Here is a 19,468-nt window from a genome sequence, read left to right as displayed (position 1 = left end):
CCCGCCGTTCGCCACGGCTACTCACCGACGTGACAATTTCGGGCTTTGTTAGAGCTGACGTAATGTCACTTCGTGAGCGGAGACTGGGGCGATTCGGACAAATCGGGATGCCGCCTCCCTCGTACCACCAAAACGATCCCGGCCAGAGCCAGGACGAAGCCGGTCACACCCGCCCCGATCGGCAGCGTGGTCCCCACCAGCTCCAGCCGTCCGCTGTCCTCCTCGGCCCGCTCCACCGCCTCCTTCTGGGTCTCCGTGGTGAACGCGATCTTCTCGCTGTCCAGCAGCACCGCCTCGTCCTCGGTGCCGCCCGGCGCCCGCAGCGTGCGGCGCGGGCCCGTCTGTGCGTACAGCACCCGGCCCGTGGCCTGGTCGACCACCAGCTCGATGCCGTGGTTGGCGTACCACTCCTCGGCCAGCACCTGCGGCCGGTCCGGCAGGTTCACCAGCCGCCCGGGGACCAGCCGCGTCCCGGTCTTCGTGGCCGGCACCGACGCGGTGAACCGGTAGCCGGTGTACCCCTGGATCTTCTTCGTCCCCTGGTAACGCATGGTGACGACACCTCCGAGGGTGTTGTCCCACCAGCGGTAATCCCGCTTCTGCACATCGAAGGGGAACTTCAGGTACGCCTCGCCCTCGATGTACGGCTTCTCCTCGCAGCAGTGCACGGGCCGGGTGGTCCTCCGGTCCAGCACCCAGCGGTGCGGCTGGTAGTCCAGCGCGTCGTGCGGGTCGGCCGCGGGCAGCGACTCGTCGGTGTCCACCGTCGTGATCACGTCCCAGACGGCGTTCCCGCTCTTCTCGCTCTCCGCGACGTTTCCGCGTACCCGCTGGGTGACGGTGATGGTCTTGTCCGGCACGGTGGCGACCTTGTCCAGGTCGAAGACGGAGCCGGTGCCCTTGTAGACGGCGGTGGTGTCGATGTCGATCGGGTTCACGGCGGCCCGCGGCTCCACGTACCAGGCGAGCATCGGTGCCAGTACCAGCAGAAACGTGCCGAGACCCAGCATGATCAGCGAAAACGGTGAGGCAGTACGGCGCATTCCGGGCACTCCAGGGGCTCGGGACGACGCGACGTGGGGGGTGACCGCGCCGAGGGGAAAGGTGCGCGTGCGAGAGGCGTGCCAGAGGGTGGTGCGGCACGGCTCGGCGCACGGCACCCGTATGGGCCGGGAACCGTAGGCGCCTCTTGACGTGGTGTCAATGTCATGTTGACACTGGGGGCCGGACAGACAGGGACGGAAAGCCCGGGTGGGGCGACCGAAACAGCGGTTGTACCGAGGTGTACAGAGAGGCTGACCCCGCGATGTCCAGACTGCTCGCCGCCACGCTGACCGTCGTGCTGGCCGCCGCCCTCGCGGTCGGCGCCGCACTGGGCGTGGTCGCCCTGCTGGAGGCCACCCCAGACCAGCCGAACAACCCCTTGATCACCTACGAGCAAGCCGGCCAGGGGAGTTGACCCGTGCCGCCCGCCGCCCGCACCGACGCAGGCTCGGCCCTCTCGACCCGTTCGGCCTGGCACGACGTGCCCCGCTTCCAGGTGCGCCGGTTCGCCGAGATAGCGATGGCCGAGGCACCGGAGCTCGCCGAGCAGATCATGACCGAGATCCGCCGCGAGTACCCGCACTTGCCCTTAGTGCTGGACGAGTCCGGCGAACCCATGGCCCTGATCGGCATCCGCCGCGCCATCGAGGTGTTCGTGCAGCACCTGGAGACCGCGGAGGGCCGCCCCACCGTGCCGCCCGGAGTGTTCCAGGAGTTCGGCCGCGGCGAGGGCCTCAACGGCCGCAGCCTGGACTCCCTCCAGGCGATCTACCGGATGGGCGTACGGCTGGCCTGGCGCCGCTTCGCCGACATCGGCCAGCGCGTGGAGATCCCGCCCCCGGCGATGTACGAGCTGGTGGACGCGGGCTACGAGTACCTCGACGGCCTGGTCGACCAGTCCGTACGCGGCTACGCCGAGGCCGCCGCCCGCCAGGCCGGCGAACGCCTGCGTCTCCAGCGCCGCCTGATGGAACTCCTGCTCGCCGAACACCAACGCGGCGACCCCTCCGAGGCCCTCACCGAACGCGCGGCCCGCATCGGCTGGCCGCTCCCGAAGAAGGTCGCGGTCGGAGTCCTCCTGCGCCCGGCCCGGGAAGCGGTCGCCCCCGCCGTGGGCCAGGGCGTCCTCCTGGACCTCGAATACGAACAGCCCCGCATGGTCGTCCCCGAACCGGAGGCCGCGGGCCGCTCCGACCTGCTGCACCGCGCCCTGACCGGCTGGTCCGGCGCGATCGGCCCCCCGGTCGAGCTCGCCGACGCGGCGAAGTCACTGCGCTGGGCGGAGGCGGCGGTGACCCTGATGCAGCGCGGCCTGCTCCCCTCGGGCGAGGTCCTGTACTGCACGGAACACACGGAAGCCCTGGTCCTCCTCCAACCCGAGGAACTGATCGACGACCTGGCCCTGCGCTGCCTGGCCCCCCTGGCCCACTGCGGCCCCACCCACGGCCGCCGTCTCGCCGAGACCCTGCTGGCCTGGCTGGAGACGAGGGGCGGCGCCCCCGAGGTGGCGGCCCGCCTGGGCGTCCACCCCCAGACGGTCCGCTACCGCCTGCGCCAGATCCGCGAACTGTGGGGCGACGAGATAGACGACCCGGACCGCCGCTTCGAACTCGAACTGGTGCTGAGGGCACAGCGGTTGAAGGGGCACTTGGAGGATTCGCGGCGGGAGCAGCAGCGCTGACGGGCGCGCCGGGCTCGGCCTTTTTCGGGACGCGGTTCAGTCCCACACAAGGATGTCCGCACCGACCCCGGCGACGGGCGACCCCGGCCCGGTGCCGTCGGCCGCGATGCCGTACGCCCCGGCCTTCAGCCCCTCGAACACCACCTCCGTCGGCTCCGGTCCGGCGACGACGACCCGGGCCTCTTCGAGGTGACCTCCCTCATCGGTGACCGTGAGCCGCACGGCGCGCCGGATCCCGGAGGCGGCGGCGAGCCGTACGGTCAACGGCTCGCCCGCGCCGATGACTTCGGGCACGTCGAGCCGCAGATGCGTCGCGAGCGCCGGCGCCCGCACGACGAGGTCGGGCGTGGTCAGGACGCTCTCGAGTTCGTCGAGTGCGGCCTTGTTGCGCTGGAGGTTGCCGTGCTGGTCGGGGACGCGGCGGAGCGTGTTGCTGTTCATGGGCACGTCCGCACGGCAGGCGCCGACGAGCGGAACGGTGCCGTCGCCGTAGAGGTCCTGGCCGCTGTAGTCGGTTCGCAGGGTGAGGGTGCGGTGCTGGAGGCGGGCGGTGGTGGGGGTGTTCTGCTTGGTGCCGACGATGGCGTGGGTGGTGGTGAGGGAGCGGGAGCGGACTTCCTCGGCGGCCTGCAGATCGGTATGGAAGAGCATGGCGTCGCGCGTCATCTCGCTGTCCAACTCCGGTACACCGCCCTCCACTTCAGTGGTCTTGACGAGCCCGCCGGGCTGGGCGCCGGCCTCGATGCAGGCGTACTCGGGGAGGAGCTGGTGGAGGGAGGGGAGGGTACGGGCGAAGACGGTGAGATCGAAGGAGAGCGGGCCGAGCCGCTGATGGGCCCCGTTGACGAGCTGGTCCAGCGCCTTGGCCGCGCCGCGGTAGGGGGTGCCGAGGGTGACGAGCTTGCGGGTGTGGTCGGTGCCGCCGCACTTCTCGATGTACCAGCGGGCGATGAGACCACCCATGGAGTGGCAGACGAAGGTGAGTTGGGCGTCGGCGTTGCGGGGATGGGCGGCCTGCCAGCGCTCCAGTGCGGGCTGGACGATGGTGCGCAGGCGGTCGGCGTTGTAGCGGTTGGAGAGGCGCCAGTCGTAGGGGACGGGGAGGAGGTTGCCCTTCTCCTCGGTGTGGCCGAGGGTACGGAGCCGGTCGAGGAGCTTGTTGTAGCCCTTGACCGGGGTCCAGATGCCGGGGATCAGGTGGAGGTCGTCCATGAGCGCGACGGGTTCGACCCCGTCACCCGGGTGCTCGTCACCGATCCCCTCCGGGAGGCGCAGGGCGTTCACACTCCGACCGAACGACTTGATGGCGTCGAGGACGGCCCCGGCGGTGGGGGCCCAGACCAGGGTCCCGTCCTTGGTGCGGAGGGTGCTGCCGGTGATACCGGGGAGGACGACTACGAGGTCATTGGTCATCCCGGGGGTGCCTCCAGGTGCGGATGTGCGTGATCGGAGTGGCCGGTTCGTCCGCCGTGGGCCGCCTCGGCGACAGTGTTTCAGACGCGCGGGCCCATTGCCGGGGCAAACGGAACTTGAGTAGCCTGTGTTCGTCATCCCGATCGGCTGTTGAAATTTCGAACACAGCCCGACGGATACACAGGCCGACGGGTACACAGCCCGACGGATACACGGGCCGACGGAGCCGCAGCCCAGCGGACCCATCGCCCGACAGACACAGACCCGCAGCCTTACAGACCCAAAGGGAGGGGGCCGGACGTGGGACGCCTCGTACCTGCCGTGACCCGGGCTCTCGACATCCTTGAGCTCTTCCTCGACGGGGACGGCACACTCTCCGCCCCCGACATCGTGCGCAAGCTGCAGCTCCCGCGCACCACCGTCCACGAACTGGTCACCACGCTGGCCGCCCGGAACTACATCGTGCCGGTGCAGGGACAGCCGGGCCGCTACCGGCTGGGGGTGCGGCCCTACCAGCTCGGCAGCCGGTACGCCGAGCAGCTCGACCTCGCCGCCGAGGGCCAGCAGGTGGCCCGGTCGGTCGCCGAGACCTGCGACGAGACCGTGCACGTGGCGATCCTGGAGGGCACCGACGTCATCTACATCGCCAAGGTCGACTCCACGCACGCCGTCCGCATGGTCTCCGCGGCCGGACGCCGGCTGCCCGCGCACTGCACCTCCGTCGGCAAGATGCTGCTGGCCTCCCTGCCGGAGCAGGAGCTGGCCTCCCGGATCCCGGACGGGACCGAGCTGGTCGCCATGACCCCCAACAGCATCACCGACCCGGCCGTCCTGCGCGAGGCCCTGTCCGAGATCCGGGAGCGCCAGATCGCCGTGGAGAGCCGGGAGTCCAACCCGGACGTCTCCTGCGTGGCCGCCCCGGTGCGCGACCGCACCGGCCGGGTCGTCGCCGCGCTCTCCATCTCCGTCCCCATGATCCGCTGGAGCGAGGAGCGCCAGGCCGAGCTGGAGCAGCTCGCCGCCAAGGGCGCCGCCGAACTCTCCGAGCGGCTCGGTCACCGGAGCGCGGTCTGATGGCGACGTACGAAGTGGCGGTACGGGCCGAGGCGACCCTCGGGGAGGGGCCGACCTGGGACGCGGTCGGCGGGCGGTTGCTGTGGATCGACATCCTCGGGAGCCGGATCCACACCTATGACCCGGCCTCGGGGCGGCGCACGGTCCGTACCACCGAGCAGCACGTCGGTGCCGTGAAGCCGCGCGCCGGCGGTGGGCTCGTGCTCAACCTGCGGGACGGGGTGGGGCTGCTCGATGCCGACGGCTCCTTCCGCTGGCTGCACCGGGAGGTCGTGCCGGGGCGGCGGGCCAATGACGCCGCCGTGGCGCCCGACGGTGCCCTGTGGGCGGGGACCATGCGCTACGACGAGGCCCCCGGCGGCGGCACGCTGTCCCGGATCGGCGGCGACGGGTCCGTGGAGGTCGTCCTCGACGACGTGGCGGTGAGCAACGGCACCGGGTGGAGCCCGGACGGCACTCTCATGTACTACATCGACTCGCCGACCCGTCGCGTCGACGTCTTCGACTACGCGGACGGGTGGATCACCAACCGGCGGCCGCTCGCCGAGATCGAGGACGGGGCCGGGTTCCCGGACGGGCTCACCGTCGACGCCGACGGTTGTGTGTGGGTGGCGCTGTGGGACGGCGGTGCCGTACGCCGGTACACCCCGGACGGCGGGCTCGACCGGGAGATCGTGCTGCCCACCCCGCGGATCACGGCCTGCGCCTTCGGCGGCGCCGACCTGACCGACCTGTACATCACCACGGCCCGGGTCGGCCTGGACGCCCCGCACCCGGTGGCCGGGTCGCTCCTGGTGGTCCCCGGCGCGGGCAAGGGGCTCGCCCAGCCCGCCTTCGCGGGGTGAGAGCGGGAGAGGGCTACTGAAGCCCCGCCCGTTTCATCTCGTCTCCGGTCAACGGCGGTCCGCTCAGCGCCGGTTTGAGCGGACCGACCGCCGCCGCGAGCAGCACGCTCGGCGTCAGCAGGACCTGCGCGCCCTTCTCCAGGGACATCACATCGGTCAGCGCCCGCGCCACCCGGCCGTTGCCCGTCGCGGTGTACGTCAGCCGGTCGACGTACGCGGCCACCAGCCGTTCCGCCCGGGTGGGCCCGTTCTCGGTCGCCCCCGGATAGAAGACGTCCACGCCGACCGCCAGGTCCCAGGCCGCCCGCGCCGGACGGGCCACCGCCTTCTGCAGGCGCCGGGACAGACCGGCCGTGCCCCAGCCGTGCGCCTCGACCGTGTCGCGCAGGGCCACCGCGGCCCGCGCGGCCACCGACATGCCGTGGCCGTAGATCGGGTTGAACGCGGCGAGCGCGTCGCCGAGCACCACGAAGTTCTCCGGCCAGGCCGGCAACTGCTCGTAGAAATGGCGCCGGTTGGCCGTCGTACGGGTGAAGGCCACGTCGGTCAGCGGCTCGGCACGGTCGATCAGATCGGCCAGGACCGGGTGGCGCAGCCCGCGGGCGTACGCGTCGAAGTCGGCCGTGTCGGCGGACGGTTCGGCGCCGCGGGTGCCGAACAGGGTGACCAGCCAGCGGCCGTCCTCGATCGGCAGGAGCACCCCGCCCACGCCGGGGCCGCCGGTGCGCGGCTCGGGCTGGATGTTGACCACCGGGAAGCCGTCCCGGGCCGCCTCGGGCGCCCGGTAGACCCGGCTGGCGTACGCCACGCCCGAGTCGACCTCGCGCGTCTTCGGCTCCGGCAGGCCGAGTTCGGTCAGCCACTGCGGGGTGCGCGAGGCGCGGCCGGTGGCGTCCACGACGAGGCCGGCCTCCAGGGTGCGCCGGGTGCCGTCGGGGCCGCGCAACCGGACGCCGGTGACCTGGGTGCCGGTGCCTTCGAGGCCGAGCACCTCGGTGCGCTCGGCCAGTTCGATCCGCTCGTCGGCGAGGACCAGCTCCCGTACCGTCGCGTCCAGCAGGTCCCGGCTGCACAGCAGCATGAAGTGGGACTCCGGCCAGCGCCGGTACCAGCCGCGCGGGGAGAGGCCCACCATGTCCGTGGTGATCGGCAGCCGGTGCGCGCCCGCCTCCCGCAGCCGGGCGGTGACCCCCGGCAGCAGTTCCTCCATGGCCTGCGCGCCGCCGGACCACAGCTGGTGCACATGGCGGGCCTGCGGCAGGCACTTGCGCGGCTCGGGGCCCGCGGGCAGCACGTCGCGCTCGACGAGCGTGACCCGGACACCGAGCAAGGCCAGGGCGCGGGCGGCGAGCATCCCGGCGACGGACCCGCCGAGCACGACGGCGGTGGCACTGCGATCAGTCATGTACGGCTTGCTCCTGAAGGTCACCATGGACGGCCTGTTCGCGCCAATCGGCGTGAATCACGCATCCCCTGCACGAACTACAGCACGGAACTACGGTGACGTCGATGCCACCGACCGCGGCTCCGGCACCCCGCCGCGCACCGCGGCCAGCAGTTCCGGGCGGCGCAGCGCGCGGGACACCGCGCCGATCTCACGGAGCAGTTCGGTGGTGTCCGCCTCGCCCGTGCCCTCGCTGTCCGGGGCCCGCCGCTTGGCCTCCACGGCGTCCTGGATGGCCACCGCTGCGGCCAGCGCCCGCGCCCGGTCGGGGTTGAAGCCGAGGGCGACCGCCCGGTCGTAGGCGTCGCGCCGGGTGTTCTCGTCGATGTGGCGGGCGAGCGGCAGCAGGACGTCGCGGATGAACGTCTCCCGCCGGATCAGGCGCAGTTCGGGCGTGGCGCGCAGCACGAAGGGGAGCCGGTTGCCGCTGACGGTGCGCATCAGCAGGTACAGGGGCCGCAGTTCGCGGTGGGCGAGCCGGACCCGCAGCCGGTCGTGCAGGAACTGTCCGGCATGCGGGAGGATGAAGCCGACCGCGATCAGGATGGCGGAGACCGCGGCGACCGGCGGCGCCAGGTCGGTGGAGAGCCAGTCCAGGTTGTGGCCGGTCCAACGGGCCACCACGGCGGTGATCTTGGCGCAGTCGAAGCCGAGGTTCACCACATAGCCCGCGCCCAGCAGCTTCAGCCCCCAGCGCAGCCAGGCGTCGAGGCCGTCGGTGCGCACCCAGTTCCAGATCAGCCGGGACGTGATCAGCGCCGCGACGGTGTGCGCGAGGAGGTAGAGGACGATCTCCTCGCGCATGAACGGGGTGGTGGCGTAGTAGGTGTCCAGGTCCCGCACGCGTTCCACAGGCGCGTCGGCGAGGAGGAACAGCAGCCACAGGGCGACGATCACCCCGGAGTAGCAGGAGATCAGCCAGCGCATCGCGCGCCGGGTGGCGGCGCTGCGGTCGGACAGGCCGTTGCGCCAGGCGATGATCAGCAGCAGACAGGAGCCGCAGAACGCGGTGAGCAGTGAATAGCACCAGGGCGCCGAGATGTTGGGCACGCCGGTGAGGCGGTTGACCCGGGCGATGGTCGAGGGCGTGACGAAGACGAACACCGCGCAGGCGAGCAGCAGCAGTCCGCCGACGGCGCGCAGCAGGGGGTCGCGCCAGAGCCGGATGATGGTGGGCAGCTTGATCGCGAGCGCGGCGGCGAGCACCGCGGTGGGGATCCAGAAGGAGATGTAGAACTCGCTGAGCAGCGCGGAGGGGTCCATCGCGTACGTGAGCGTGGCGGGGGCATTCGCGGAGGGGCCCATCGCGTACGTGAGCGCGGAGAGGTCTGTCCCATACGTCATCGCCGCTGTCCTCCTCGCCCGCGGTAGCCGAGGGACCGCTGGAGGGGGTCGAGCGGGGCGGGCGGTTCCGCGGGGTCGGTCAGGTAGTGCCGGAAGGTCGCGGCGAGGCGGTGCCCGAAGTCGTCGGCGTCGGCCTCGTCGCGCTCCCGGGAGCCGTTGCGGGCGGCGACACCGAGGGCGATGTCCTGCCAGTCGGGGCGTTCGGCGAGGGCGTCCACGGCCGCCGCTCCGGCCAGGTGGGGGTGCCGGTGCCCGGCGTGCAGATGCCACAACTCATGGCCCAGGATGACCAGTTGCTGCATGGCCTCGGCCCGCTCCTCCACGATGACCAGGTCGAAGTCCTGGAACTCCACGCACAGCCCGGTCACTTCGATCTCGTCGGGGAACCGCTCGAAGCGCAGCTCCACGGGACGTCCGCCACGGCGGACACTCATCTGGACGCACAACTCGGCGCACAGCTCGCGCACATCGGCCGGGCGCCGGCCGCTCGCCCGCAGCGCGGAGTCGAGTTCGGCCGTCAGTGAGCGCATCGTGGGGACGCCGCGCGGGCGCCGTCGCAGCGCCGCCGCGATCCGGGCCGCCCTGCTGCGCGCGCCCGCGATATCCATCCAACCCCCTTGGTGTCACCGCCGTCCGGGTGCCGTACGGCAGGCCGTTCGAGACTACGCGGACCGTGCTGCCCGCGTCATGCGCTCCGTCGGCCGTCGTTCAACCGGGGACGACTCCGGGCGGGTCTCGCAGGCCGGAAAAGCGTCGGTGAAATCCCGCGCGACCCATTGACGGGAAAGCGCTTCCATCCTACGGTCCCGTTCGAAGTTACGAGCGACATTCGGAATATCGAACAGTAAGGGCAGGGTATGGGACAACCTGGCCTGAATCGCAGGCAACTTCTCGCCACCATCGGCGGGTTGACGGTCGCCGGCAGTTTCGGGTTCGCGGCCCTCGGGACAGGGGCCGACGCACTCGCCTCCGGAGCGGACACCCGGGTGCGCTACTGGAACCTCTTCAGCGGCGGCGACGGCTACAACATGATCGCCATGCTCGACGCCTTCCGCGCGGAGAACCCCGGCACGGACGTGAAGGACTCCACCCTCCAGTGGGGCAACCCCTTCTACACCAAGCTCGCCATGGCCGCCGCGGGCAACCGCGCCCCCGACCTCGGCGTGATGCACATGGGCCGGGTCACCGGCTTCTCACCCGGCCGCCTCCTCGACCCCTGGAACGTCGACCTGCTCGCCGAGTACGGCGTGAAGGAGGCCGACTTCAACCCCGCGCTGTGGCGGCGCGGCGTCATCGACGGCGAGCTGTACGCCCTGCCGCTCGACATCCACGTCCAGCTCTGCTTCTACCGCAGGGACGTGCTCAAGCCGACGGGCCTGATCGGCGCCGACGGAAGGCTCGGGCCCGTCACCTCCACCGCCGACTGGTTCGACGTACTGAAGGAGGCCAGGAAGGCCGCCAAGAAGGGTCTTCAGACCATCGGCCTGTGGACCAACGACCAGAACTTCCAGTGGTGGTTCTTCGTCGCCTTCTACACCCAGCTCGGCGGCACCTGGTTCGACGACAGCAACACCGAGGTCACCTTCGACACCGACAAGGCCACCCAGGTCCTTCAGTTCCTGCGGCAGCACGTCACCGACGGCTACACCATCCCCGGCGCCCCGACCGGCGAACAGTTCGTCAACGGCGCCCCCTTCACCTGGGAGGGCAACTGGTCGGTGCCGGTCTTCTCCGGCGCGCAGCTCGACTACGGCGCCACCCCGCTGCCGCCCGTCTTCGGGCAGCCTGCCACCCACGCCGAGTCGCACGCCTTCGTCCTGCCCCACCAGGCAGGCCGCGGCGGCGCCGCCAACGACGGCGCCCACCGGCTCGCCGCGTACATCGTCCGCAACGCCCAGGCCTGGGCCGCGGGAGGTCACATCCCCGCGTACACCCCGACCCTGTCCAGCCCCGACTACCGGAAGCTTCAGCCGCAGAGCGAGTACGTCTCCGCCATGGACCACCAGGCCACCGAGCCCAAGGTGTGGTTCGCGGGCTCCACCGGTGTGCTCGCCCAGGACCTCGGGCCTGTCGTCGTCTCCTCCACGATGGGCTCCGCCAAGCCGGACGCCGTCGCCCGGCGCATGAAGTCCCGGCTCGGCGCACTCCTCGCCTCGAAGAACCCGATGGACGGCAGGACCGCCGCGCAGGGAGGTGCGGCCGTATGACCACCAGCGCCCAGACCGTCGCCGTACCGGCCCGCGCCAGGACCGCCACGGCCATCGCGACCGTCCGCCGCAAACAGGGCTTCCAGCACGGCGGCTGGTTCGTCGCCCCGTTCCTCGCGCTGTTCGCGCTGTTCGTGATCTGGCCCCTGCTGCGCGGCGTCTACCTCAGCTTCACCGACGCCAACATCTCCGGCGACGGCGCGAGCTTCATCGGCCTCGACAACTACCGCGAGGCGTTCCAGGACGAGATGATGCGGGACGCGCTCGGCCACAGCGCCTACTTCACGCTCCTGGTCGTCCCCTGCATCACCATCCTCGCCTTCCTGCTGGCGATGCTCGCCCACCACATCGAGCACGGCAAATGGCTGTGGCGGCTGTGCTTCTTCGCGCCCTTCCTGCTGCCCTCCACGGTCGCCGCCAACATGTGGCAGTGGCTGTTCACCCAGGGCATCGGCCTGTTCAACCACACCCTCGGCATCGACACCCCGTGGCTGACGGACAAGTCGTACGCCATGCTCGCCATCGTCATCCAGACCCTGTGGTGGACCGTCGGCTTCAGCTTCCTGCTCTACCTCGCCGCCCTCCAGGGCATCCCCGCCCACCTGTACGAGGCGGCCAAGCTGGACGGCGCCAACGCCTGGCACCGCATGGTCCACATCACCCTGCCGCTGCTGCGCAACATCACCGGGCTGGTGATCGCGCTGCAGATCCTCGCCTCGCTGCAACTCTTCGACCAGGCCGTGGTGATGATGGACTTCGGCCCCGGACCGGAACTCAGCACCCGCTCGTTCGTCCAATACACCCTCGAACAGGGCTTCACCAGCTACCGCGTGGGCTACGCCTCCGCGATGTCCATCATCTTCTTCGTGCTCATCGCCGTCGTCGCGCTGGCGCGGATGTGGCTGCTGCGCACCCGTGAGGAGGGCACCCGATGAGCGGCATCAGCTCCACCCCGACCCGCCCGAGGTCCCGCTGGACCCCGAGCCAGATCGTCCTCACCCTGATCGGCACCGCGGTCTCCGCCCTCTTCGTGGCGCCCATCGGCGCCGCGCTGTTCACCTCGTTCAAGTCCGAGGCGGAGGCCGCCGAGATTCCGCCGCACTGGCTGCCGGAAGCCTGGACGGGCCAGGCGTGGAAGGCCCTGTTCGACACCGGCAACATCACCAACTGGTTCGTGAACTCCCTGGTGGTCTCCGTCTGCGTCACCACGATCGTGCTGGTCGTCAGCGCGCTCGCCGGATACGGCTTCGCCCGCACCGAGTTCCGCGGCAAGCACGTCCTGCTCGGGGTCGTCATGGCGGGCCTGATGATCTCCCCGGCCGTGCTCGGCGTGCCGCTGTTCACCACGGTGCAGCAACTCGGGATGGTCGACACCTACTGGGGCATGATCCTGCCGCAGTGCGCGCCCGCCGCGATGGTCTACATCCTCTACAAGTTCTTCCAGGGCATCCCGCGCGAACTGGAGGAGGCCGCGTTCATCGACGGCGCGGGCCGCTGGCGGGTCTTCTTCACCATCGTGGTCCCGCTCGCCCGGCCCTCGCTCGCCGCGGTCGGCATCTTCACCTTCATCGCCAGCTGGAACAACTTCCTGTGGCCGTACATGGTGACCAACAACCCCGACCTGATGACCATGCCGAACGGCATCGCAACCGTCATGAACTCCTACGGCATCCAGTGGGCCCAGCTCATGGCCGGCGGCCTGATGGCGGGCCTGCCCCTCATCGTCGTCTTCGTCTTCTTCCAGCGGCAGATCGTGGCGGGCGTCGCCCACACGGGATTGGCGGGACAGTGACCCTGCGCACCACCCTCACCGCCACGGCGACCGCGGCCCTGCTGGTCCTCCTGCCCAACACCGCGCAGGCGGCGCCGACTTACCCCGACCCACGCCCCATCACCGGCCAGCAGATCATCCACGACCCCACCGTCATCCGCCTCAAGTCCGGCCAGTACGTGGCCTATTCGACCGGTGGGGTGATCGGAGCACGCCTCTCGAAGGACGGCAGGCACTGGACGGACGCGGGCAACGCCTTCGCCGAGCCGCCGGGCTGGTGGTACGAGTACAACGACACCGGCGACCCCTGGGCCCCGGACATCTCCTACCGGGCGGGCCGCTACTGGCTCTACTACGCGGTCTCCAGCTGGGGCAGCAACCACTCCGCGATCGGCGTGGCCACCTCCCGCTCGGGCCTGCCCGGCACCTGGACGGATCACGGCAAGGTCTTCAGCTCGGAGACCACGGACCACTGGAACGCCATCGACCCCGCCCTGATCAGGGCGGACGGCAGGCTGTGGATGTCCTTCGGCTCGTACTGGACAGGCATCCGCATGGTCGAGCTCGACCCGAGCACCGGCAAGGCGCTCACCGAGACCCCGGTCCACCACCTGGCCACCCGCCCCGACCTCCCGTACGCCGTGGAGGGCCCGTACCTCGTCCGCCACGGCCGCCACTACTACCTCTTCGCCTCCTACGACGCCTGCTGCGCCGGAGTGAACTCCACCTACAAGATCAAGGTGGGCCGCGCCAAGGACATCAAGGGCCCGTACCTCGACAGCACCGGCAAGCCGATGCTGGAGGGCGGCGGCGACCTCCTCCTGGAGGGCCACGGCCGCTTCATCGGCACCGGCGGCCAGTCCGTCTTCCAGGACAAGGGCGAGGACTGGCTGGCGTACCACTACTACGACGCGGAGGACGGGGGCACGCCGAAGCTGCGGATCAACAAGCTGCACTGGTCCAAGGACGGCTGGCCCGAAGTCCGTTAGGGCGCGGGGCACCGCGCGCCCGACCCCCACACACCCGACCCACCCCCTTCGAAAGGCGACCATGCGCACCGCCCGTTTCACCCTCGACCCCGCCTTCACCATCGGCGAAGTCAACCCCCGCCTGTTCGGCAGCTTCGTGGAACACCTCGGCCGCTGCGTCTACACCGGCATCTTCGAACCCGGCCACCCCACGGCGGACGCCGACGGCATCCGCCAGGACGTCCTCGACCTCGTCCGCGAACTCGGCGTCACCGCCATCCGCTACCCCGGCGGCAACTTCGTCTCCGGCTACAAGTGGGAGGACTCCGTCGGCCCCGCGGAGGACCGCCCCCGCCGCCTGGACCTCGCCTGGCACTCCACCGAGACCAACCGCTTCGGCCTCTCCGAGTACATCGCCTTCCTGAGGAAGATCGGCCCCCAGGCAGAACCGATGATGGCGGTGAACCTGGGCACACGCGGCGTCGCCGAGGCACTGGAACTCCAGGAGTACGCCAACCACCCCTCCGGCACCGAACTCTCCGACCGCCGCCGCGCCCACGGCGACAAGGACCCCTACAACATCCGCCTGTGGTGCCTGGGCAACGAGATGGATGGCCCGTGGCAGACCGGCCACAAGACGGCCGAGGAGTACGGCCGGATCGCCGCCGAGACGGCACGTGCCATGCGCCAGCAGGACCCTTCCGTCGAACTCGTGGCGTGCGGCAGTTCCGGCCAGTCGATGGAGACCTTCGCCGAGTGGGAGGCGACGGTCCTGAAGGAGACGTACGACCTCGTCGACTACATCTCCCTGCACGCCTACTACGAGCCCGTCGACGGCGACATCGACTCCTTCCTCGCCTCCGCCGTCGACATGGAGTCCTTCATCGAGAACGTGGTCGCCACCTGCGACCACATCGGCGCCCGGCTGAAGTCGAAGAAGCGGATCAACCTCTCCTTCGACGAGTGGAACGTCTGGTACATGACCCGCTGGCAGGAGCAGGCGACCACCTTCGAGCAGGACGACTGGCCCGAGGCACCGCGCCTGCTGGAGGACAACTACTCCGTCACCGACGCCGTCGTCTTCGGCTCCCTGCTGATCGCCCTGCTGCGCCACGCCGACCGCGTCACCGTGGCCTGTCTCGCCCAGCTCGTCAACGTGATCGCGCCGATCATGACCGAGCCCGGCGGCCCGGCCTGGCGGCAGACCACGTTCTTCCCGTTCGCCCAGGCCGCGCGGTACGGGCGCGGCCGGGTCCTCGACGTACGGGTGGACTCGCCCACGTACGAGACGCGCAAGTACGGCGAGACGGACCTGCTGCACGCCACCGCCGTACGCGCCGAGGACGGCACGGTCACGGTGTTCGCGGTGAACCGCGACCGCACGCGGCCACTCCCGCTCGACGTCGCGCTGAACGGCCTGGACCTGACGCGGATCGTCGAGCACAGCGTGCTCGCCGACGCCGACCCCGACGCCCGCAACACCCTCGACGAGCCCGAGCGGGTCGCCCCGCACCCGGGGGAGGGGGCGCGGCTGGCGGACGGCCGGCTGACCGCCGTACTGGAGCCGCTGTCCTGGAACATGATCCGGCTCGGGTGACACCCGCCGCCCGCCGCGGCCTCACAGCGGCGACAATGGACGCATGAGGATCTCGGCACGGGCGGACTACGCGGTACGGGCTGCACTGGAACTCGCGGTACGCCAGGAGGACGGCCCGGTGAAGGCGGAGGCCATCGCCACGGTGCAGGACATTCCGCACAAGTTCCTGGAGAGCATCCTCGGGGACCTCCGCCGCGCCGGACTGGTCGACAGCCGGCGCGGCGGCAACGGCGGATACCGGCTGGCCCGGGACGCCTCCGAGATCACGGTCGCCGACGTGATCCGGGCCGTCGACGGCCCCATCGTCTCCGTGCGCGGGGTCCGCCCGACGGGCCTGTCCTACGCGGGTTCCGCCGAGCCCCTGCTGCCCCTCTGGGTCGCGCTGCGCGCGAACGTGCGGCGGATCCTGGAGGGCGTCACCCTCGCGGACATCGCGGCGGACAAGCTGCCGGAGACCGTGCAGTCGCTGGCGGCGGAACCGGCGGCCTGGGAAAACCCGTAATCCCTCCCAGCCCCTTCAAGCTGGGAAACCCCTGAGAACCTCTCTCAGCTCACGCTCAGTTCGGTCCCCTAGCGTCCCGGCCCATGCGCACGCTGATACTGCTCGCCCTCGCGGGCCTGGGCGCCCAGCTCGTGGACGGCAGCCTCGGCATGGCCTACGGCGTCACCTCGACCACGCTGCTGCTGGCCATGGGCACCAATCCGGCCGCCGCCTCGGCCACCGTCCACCTCGCCGAGATCGGCACCACGCTGATGTCCGGCGCCGCGCACTCGCGGTTCGGGAACGTGGACTGGAAGGTCGTCGCCCGGATCGGGGTGCCGGGGGCGGTGGGCGCCTTCCTGGGCGCGACGGCCCTGTCCCACCTGTCCACCGATCTCGCCGAGCCGCTGATGTCCGCGATCCTGCTGGGGCTAGGGGTATATGTCATGTCCCGCTTCACATTCCGCGGACTGCCCAAGGGCCAACTCGGCAAGCCCCTGCGCAAGCGATTCCTCTCACCCCTCGGCCTGGTCGCCGGGTTCCTGGACGCGACGGGCGGAGGCGGCTGGGGCCCGGTGGGCACGCCGGCCCTGCTGGCGAGCGGGCGGATGGAGCCGCGCAAGGTGATCGGCTCCATCGACACCAGTGAGTTCCTGGTGGCGGTGGCCGCCAGCCTGGGGTTCCTGGTGTCGCTGGGCTCGCAGGGGGTGGACGCGGTGTGGGTGCTCGCCTTCCTGCTCGGCGGGCTGGTCGCGGCACCGGTCGCCGCGTGGCTGGTCCGGCTGCTCCCGCCGCGCGTACTCGGCTCGGCGGTCGGCGGTGTCATCGTCCTCACCAATGTCCGCACGCTGCTGCGCGCGGGCGGGGCATCCGTGCCCACCACGCCCGTCTACGTCGTCCTGTGCGCGATGTGGGCGGCGGCGGTGGCGTACTCGATCCGGGCGCATCGGGCGGAGCGGGCCGAGCGGGCCGCGGCGGAGGCCGACGAGGGGGTCCGGGTCGGCGCCGTGCTGTGAACGGCCGCCTGCGGTGAATGGCTGGAGTTCGACCTGTCCATGCCAAGCCAGGCTCCCTACGATGCGTACGCCTCCGGCCTTCACAGAAACCTCACGGTTTCTTCAAAGGTCAACCAAGTGGGAAGTGAGGGCCGAGGGCGACAGCCACCCCCCAATTCAAGGAGAAGCCATGGCGCGTGGACTTCTGCTGAGCGCTGCCGCGCTCACCGCGCTCGTCGCCGCCGCACTGCCCGCCGAGGCGGCGGACCCGTTCGACGACCCGCCGCCGGACAAGATCATCATCAAGGTCGCCACGGTGAACGGCTCCGGCTGTCCCGCCGGCACCACCGCCATCGCCGTCTCGGAGGACAACACCGCCTTCACGGTGACCTACAGCGACTACCTCGCCCAGGTCGGCGGCAGCTCCGACCCGACGGCCTTCCGCAAGAACTGCCAGCTCAACCTGGTGGTGCACGTTCCGTCGGGCTTCACGTACGCCATCGCGAGCGCCGACTACCGAGGCTTCGCCTCGCTCCAGCACGGCGCGACCGCCACGCAGAGAGCCTCGTACTACTTCCAGGGCTCGCCGCAGACGGCGTACCGCAACCATCCCTTCAACGGGCCGCTCAACGACAACTGGCAGGCCACGGACGAGACGGACTGGGCCCAACTCGTCTGGGCGCCCTGCGGAGTCCAGCGCAACTTCAACATCAACACCGAACTCCGGGTCAACCTCGGCAGCTCCGACCCGCGCAAGGTCAGCTTCATGACCATGGACTCGACCGACGGCGACATCAGCACCGTGTATCACCTGGCCTGGAAGGAGTGCCCCGGCAAGTAACCGCCCCACCCTTTCGTCTCTCCCCCTCAACCTCGCCGGTCACGGGCACCCCTCGTGACCGGCGAGGTCTGTTCCCCGGTTATGCTCCGGGGGCATTTTTTCGACGGGGGACGGGTGATGGCTAATTTGTGGGCACCGGGCGCGCGAGCGGTGACGCTGTGCGTGGCGACGGTTCTGGTGGTCGTGGTCGCGACCGGCTGCTCGGGCGGCGGGGGCCCGGACGCGGAGGGGCCTCGGAAGGGCGCCGTCTCTCCGACCGCATCCCCGTCCGAGGTGATGGCCGAGGCGAGTGACACGGCCACTGCCTCTCCCAGTCCGGCCGAGAAGACATCGGCGGCACCGAAGCCGACGGCCAAGCCGACGCCTTCGCGGACGCGGACGGTCCGTCAGGCGGCGACAACACCCCCGCCCGCCGGCGGCGGATCTGGCGGCTCCGGCGGTTCCGGCGGCTCCATCCCGCAGAACCCCAACCGCGGCTCCACGCCACCCCCCGCCCCACCCCGTCCCAGCCCCACCCCGGAGTGGAGTTCGGGCCAGTGGCAGCCCGGCGACCCGGTGGAGACCGTCCCCTCGACATAACCCCTTCTTCCGAGCCAACCCCCGCTCGTGATCCGGGAGTTGGTGCGCGGGTCATTGACGCGGAAGCGCTTCGATTCTACGTTCCCGTCCGAAGTGACGATCGTTGTTCGAGATATGGAACAGGAGCGTTCACATGAGCCGCATCAGAACCACCCTCCTCGCGCTGCCCGCAGCCCTCCTGCTGGCGCTCGTGCCGTCCAGCGCGTCGGCCTACCCCAACCCCGGTACGGTCACCGGGTCCACCGTCGTGCACGACCCGACGATGATCCGCACCTCCTCGGGCCAGTACCTGCTCTACGCCACCGGCGGGGGCATCTCCAGCAAGAGCTCCGGCAACCGCATCGCGTTCAGCGCGGGCGCCGACGCCTTTGGCACCCGGCCGGGCTGGTGGTCGTCGTACTCATCCGTGCCGGAGGCCTGGGCGCCGGACATCTCCTACCACGGTGGCAAGTACCTGATGTACTACTCCGTCTCCAAGTTCGGCTCCAACACCTCCGCCATCGGCCTCGCCGGCTCCACCACCGGCCAACCCGGCAGCTGGACGGACTACGGCATCGTCTACAGGTCCAACTCGGCCAGCGACTACAACGCCATCGACCCCAACCTCTTCGTCGACAGCGACGGCAAGTGGTGGCTCTCCTTCGGCAGTTGGTGGACCGGGATCAAAATGATCCAGATCAACCCGTCGACTGGGAAGCAGCTCTCCTCCAACACCACCCGCTACTCCCTCGCCTCCCGCCCGACCGGCACCAAGGCGGTGGAGGCGCCGTTCATCGTCAAGCGCAACGGCTACTACTACCTGTTCGCCTCGTACGACACCTGCTGCGCCGGCACCAGCTCGACGTACAAGGTGAAGGTGGGTCGTGCCACCAGCGTCACCGGGCCGTACTACGACCGGAACGGTGTGTCGATGATGAACAACGGCGGGACACCGGTCCTCGAATCACACGGCCGCTACATCGGCCCCGGCGGACAGTCGATCATGAACGACGTCGACGGCGACCTGATCGTCTACCACTACTACGACGGCCAGGACAACGGCACGCCCAAGCTCGGTATCAACCTCCTGGACTGGAGCAGCGGATGGCCCGTCGCTTCCTAATGCTGTTGTCAAGCTGCCGCAGTCACCGGCGGTGTCACTTCGTAGCACCGCCGGTCACGAATCAGAGCCCAGATGACGTTGA

The 19,468-nt window shown here is 70.4% G+C and carries 18 protein-coding genes; 13 read left to right on the top strand and 5 right to left on the bottom strand.

The window, feature by feature from the left end; translation table 11 throughout:
- Positions 1–65: 65 nt before the first annotated feature.
- On the bottom strand, positions 66–1,043 hold the full coding sequence (pgfA, locus tag ACZ7L7_RS35305) for a cell envelope lipid trafficking protein PgfA (RefSeq protein ID WP_285511266.1): 978 nt from the start codon (positions 1,041–1,043) through the stop codon (positions 66–68).
- Between the two features lie 263 nt (positions 1,044–1,306).
- Here pgfA and ACZ7L7_RS35300 point away from each other — a divergent pair, with 263 nt between their 5' ends.
- Both ACZ7L7_RS35300 and ACZ7L7_RS35295 read left to right on the top strand, forming a co-directional pair.
- Positions 1,307–1,459 carry a hypothetical protein gene (locus ACZ7L7_RS35300; RefSeq protein WP_176711603.1) on the top strand — a complete coding sequence of 51 codons (153 nt, stop codon included), beginning with the start codon at positions 1,307–1,309 and terminating at the stop codon, positions 1,457–1,459.
- 3 nt (positions 1,460–1,462) lie between these two features.
- Complete coding sequence (locus ACZ7L7_RS35295; RefSeq protein ID WP_471592061.1) at positions 1,463–2,725, top strand: PucR family transcriptional regulator; 1,263 nt, start codon at positions 1,463–1,465, stop codon at positions 2,723–2,725.
- A 36-nt stretch (positions 2,726–2,761) separates the two neighbouring features.
- Here the strand turns inward: ACZ7L7_RS35295 and ACZ7L7_RS35290 are convergent, their stop codons facing one another.
- Positions 2,762–4,138, bottom strand: a complete 1,377-nt coding sequence (locus ACZ7L7_RS35290; RefSeq protein ID WP_471429232.1) for an esterase/lipase family protein — start codon at positions 4,136–4,138, stop codon at positions 2,762–2,764.
- A 300-nt stretch (positions 4,139–4,438) separates the two neighbouring features.
- On the opposite strand from ACZ7L7_RS35290, the gene ACZ7L7_RS35285 reads away from it, so the two are divergent.
- Positions 4,439–5,212: an IclR family transcriptional regulator gene (locus tag ACZ7L7_RS35285; protein WP_285511269.1), complete on the top strand. Its 774-nt coding sequence runs from the start codon at positions 4,439–4,441 to the stop codon at positions 5,210–5,212.
- On the top strand, positions 5,212–6,057 hold the full coding sequence (locus ACZ7L7_RS35280) for an SMP-30/gluconolactonase/LRE family protein (protein ID WP_471592062.1): 846 nt from the start codon (positions 5,212–5,214) through the stop codon (positions 6,055–6,057). The genes ACZ7L7_RS35285 and ACZ7L7_RS35280 overlap by 1 nt, the downstream gene beginning before the upstream one ends.
- Positions 6,058–6,070: 13 nt before the next feature.
- Here the strand turns inward: ACZ7L7_RS35280 and ACZ7L7_RS35275 are convergent, their stop codons facing one another.
- From ACZ7L7_RS35275 to ACZ7L7_RS35265, 3 genes are all read right to left on the bottom strand, one after another.
- Positions 6,071–7,462, bottom strand: coding sequence for an FAD-dependent oxidoreductase (locus ACZ7L7_RS35275; RefSeq protein ID WP_453602117.1), 1,392 nt, complete (start codon positions 7,460–7,462; stop codon positions 6,071–6,073).
- A 90-nt stretch (positions 7,463–7,552) separates the two neighbouring features.
- Positions 7,553–8,764 carry an MAB_1171c family putative transporter gene (locus tag ACZ7L7_RS35270; RefSeq protein ID WP_472077914.1) on the bottom strand — a complete coding sequence of 404 codons (1,212 nt, stop codon included), beginning with the start codon at positions 8,762–8,764 and terminating at the stop codon, positions 7,553–7,555.
- 77 nt (positions 8,765–8,841) lie between these two features.
- Positions 8,842–9,453, bottom strand: coding sequence for a toxin-antitoxin system, toxin component family protein (locus ACZ7L7_RS35265; protein ID WP_471592063.1), 612 nt, complete (start codon positions 9,451–9,453; stop codon positions 8,842–8,844).
- 249 nt (positions 9,454–9,702) lie between these two features.
- Between ACZ7L7_RS35265 and ACZ7L7_RS35260 the strand changes: the two genes are divergently transcribed.
- The 9 genes from ACZ7L7_RS35260 to ACZ7L7_RS35220 all read left to right on the top strand — a co-directional run bounded on the left by ACZ7L7_RS35260 (position 9,703) and on the right by ACZ7L7_RS35220 (position 19,386).
- Positions 9,703–11,052: an extracellular solute-binding protein gene (locus ACZ7L7_RS35260; RefSeq protein ID WP_471592064.1), complete on the top strand. Its 1,350-nt coding sequence runs from the start codon at positions 9,703–9,705 to the stop codon at positions 11,050–11,052.
- Positions 11,049–11,987 carry a carbohydrate ABC transporter permease gene (locus ACZ7L7_RS35255; protein WP_472077901.1) on the top strand — a complete coding sequence of 313 codons (939 nt, stop codon included), beginning with the start codon at positions 11,049–11,051 and terminating at the stop codon, positions 11,985–11,987. The genes ACZ7L7_RS35260 and ACZ7L7_RS35255 overlap by 4 nt, the downstream gene beginning before the upstream one ends.
- On the top strand, positions 11,984–12,844 hold the full coding sequence (locus ACZ7L7_RS35250) for a carbohydrate ABC transporter permease (RefSeq protein WP_472077900.1): 861 nt from the start codon (positions 11,984–11,986) through the stop codon (positions 12,842–12,844). Before ACZ7L7_RS35255 ends, ACZ7L7_RS35250 begins: the two co-directional genes overlap by 4 nt.
- Positions 12,841–13,812 carry an arabinan endo-1,5-alpha-L-arabinosidase gene (locus ACZ7L7_RS35245; protein WP_472077899.1) on the top strand — a complete coding sequence of 324 codons (972 nt, stop codon included), beginning with the start codon at positions 12,841–12,843 and terminating at the stop codon, positions 13,810–13,812. The genes ACZ7L7_RS35250 and ACZ7L7_RS35245 overlap by 4 nt, the downstream gene beginning before the upstream one ends.
- Positions 13,813–13,873: 61 nt before the next feature.
- Positions 13,874–15,388, top strand: coding sequence for an arabinosylfuranosidase ArfA (arfA, locus tag ACZ7L7_RS35240; RefSeq protein WP_472077898.1), 1,515 nt, complete (start codon positions 13,874–13,876; stop codon positions 15,386–15,388).
- 43 nt (positions 15,389–15,431) lie between these two features.
- Positions 15,432–15,890 (top strand): RrF2 family transcriptional regulator, encoded by a 459-nt coding sequence (locus ACZ7L7_RS35235; protein ID WP_285511278.1) that lies wholly within the window; start codon positions 15,432–15,434, stop codon positions 15,888–15,890.
- Positions 15,891–15,973: 83 nt separating this feature from the next.
- A complete protein-coding gene (locus tag ACZ7L7_RS35230) occupies positions 15,974–16,885 on the top strand; it encodes a sulfite exporter TauE/SafE family protein (RefSeq protein ID WP_472077897.1) in 912 nt (303 codons plus the stop codon).
- A gap of 169 nt (positions 16,886–17,054) precedes the next feature.
- Positions 17,055–17,705, top strand: a complete 651-nt coding sequence (locus ACZ7L7_RS35225) for a DUF4360 domain-containing protein (RefSeq protein ID WP_285511280.1) — start codon at positions 17,055–17,057, stop codon at positions 17,703–17,705.
- 712 nt (positions 17,706–18,417) lie between these two features.
- Positions 18,418–19,386 carry an arabinan endo-1,5-alpha-L-arabinosidase gene (locus ACZ7L7_RS35220; protein WP_471592068.1) on the top strand — a complete coding sequence of 323 codons (969 nt, stop codon included), beginning with the start codon at positions 18,418–18,420 and terminating at the stop codon, positions 19,384–19,386.
- Positions 19,387–19,468: the final 82 nt, after the last annotated feature.

The sequence above is a fragment of the Streptomyces sp. NPDC110618 genome, from assembly GCF_055657065.1.
Note: the sequence above shows the minus strand (reverse complement) of the source record. Positions and strands in the feature narration are given on the sequence as shown.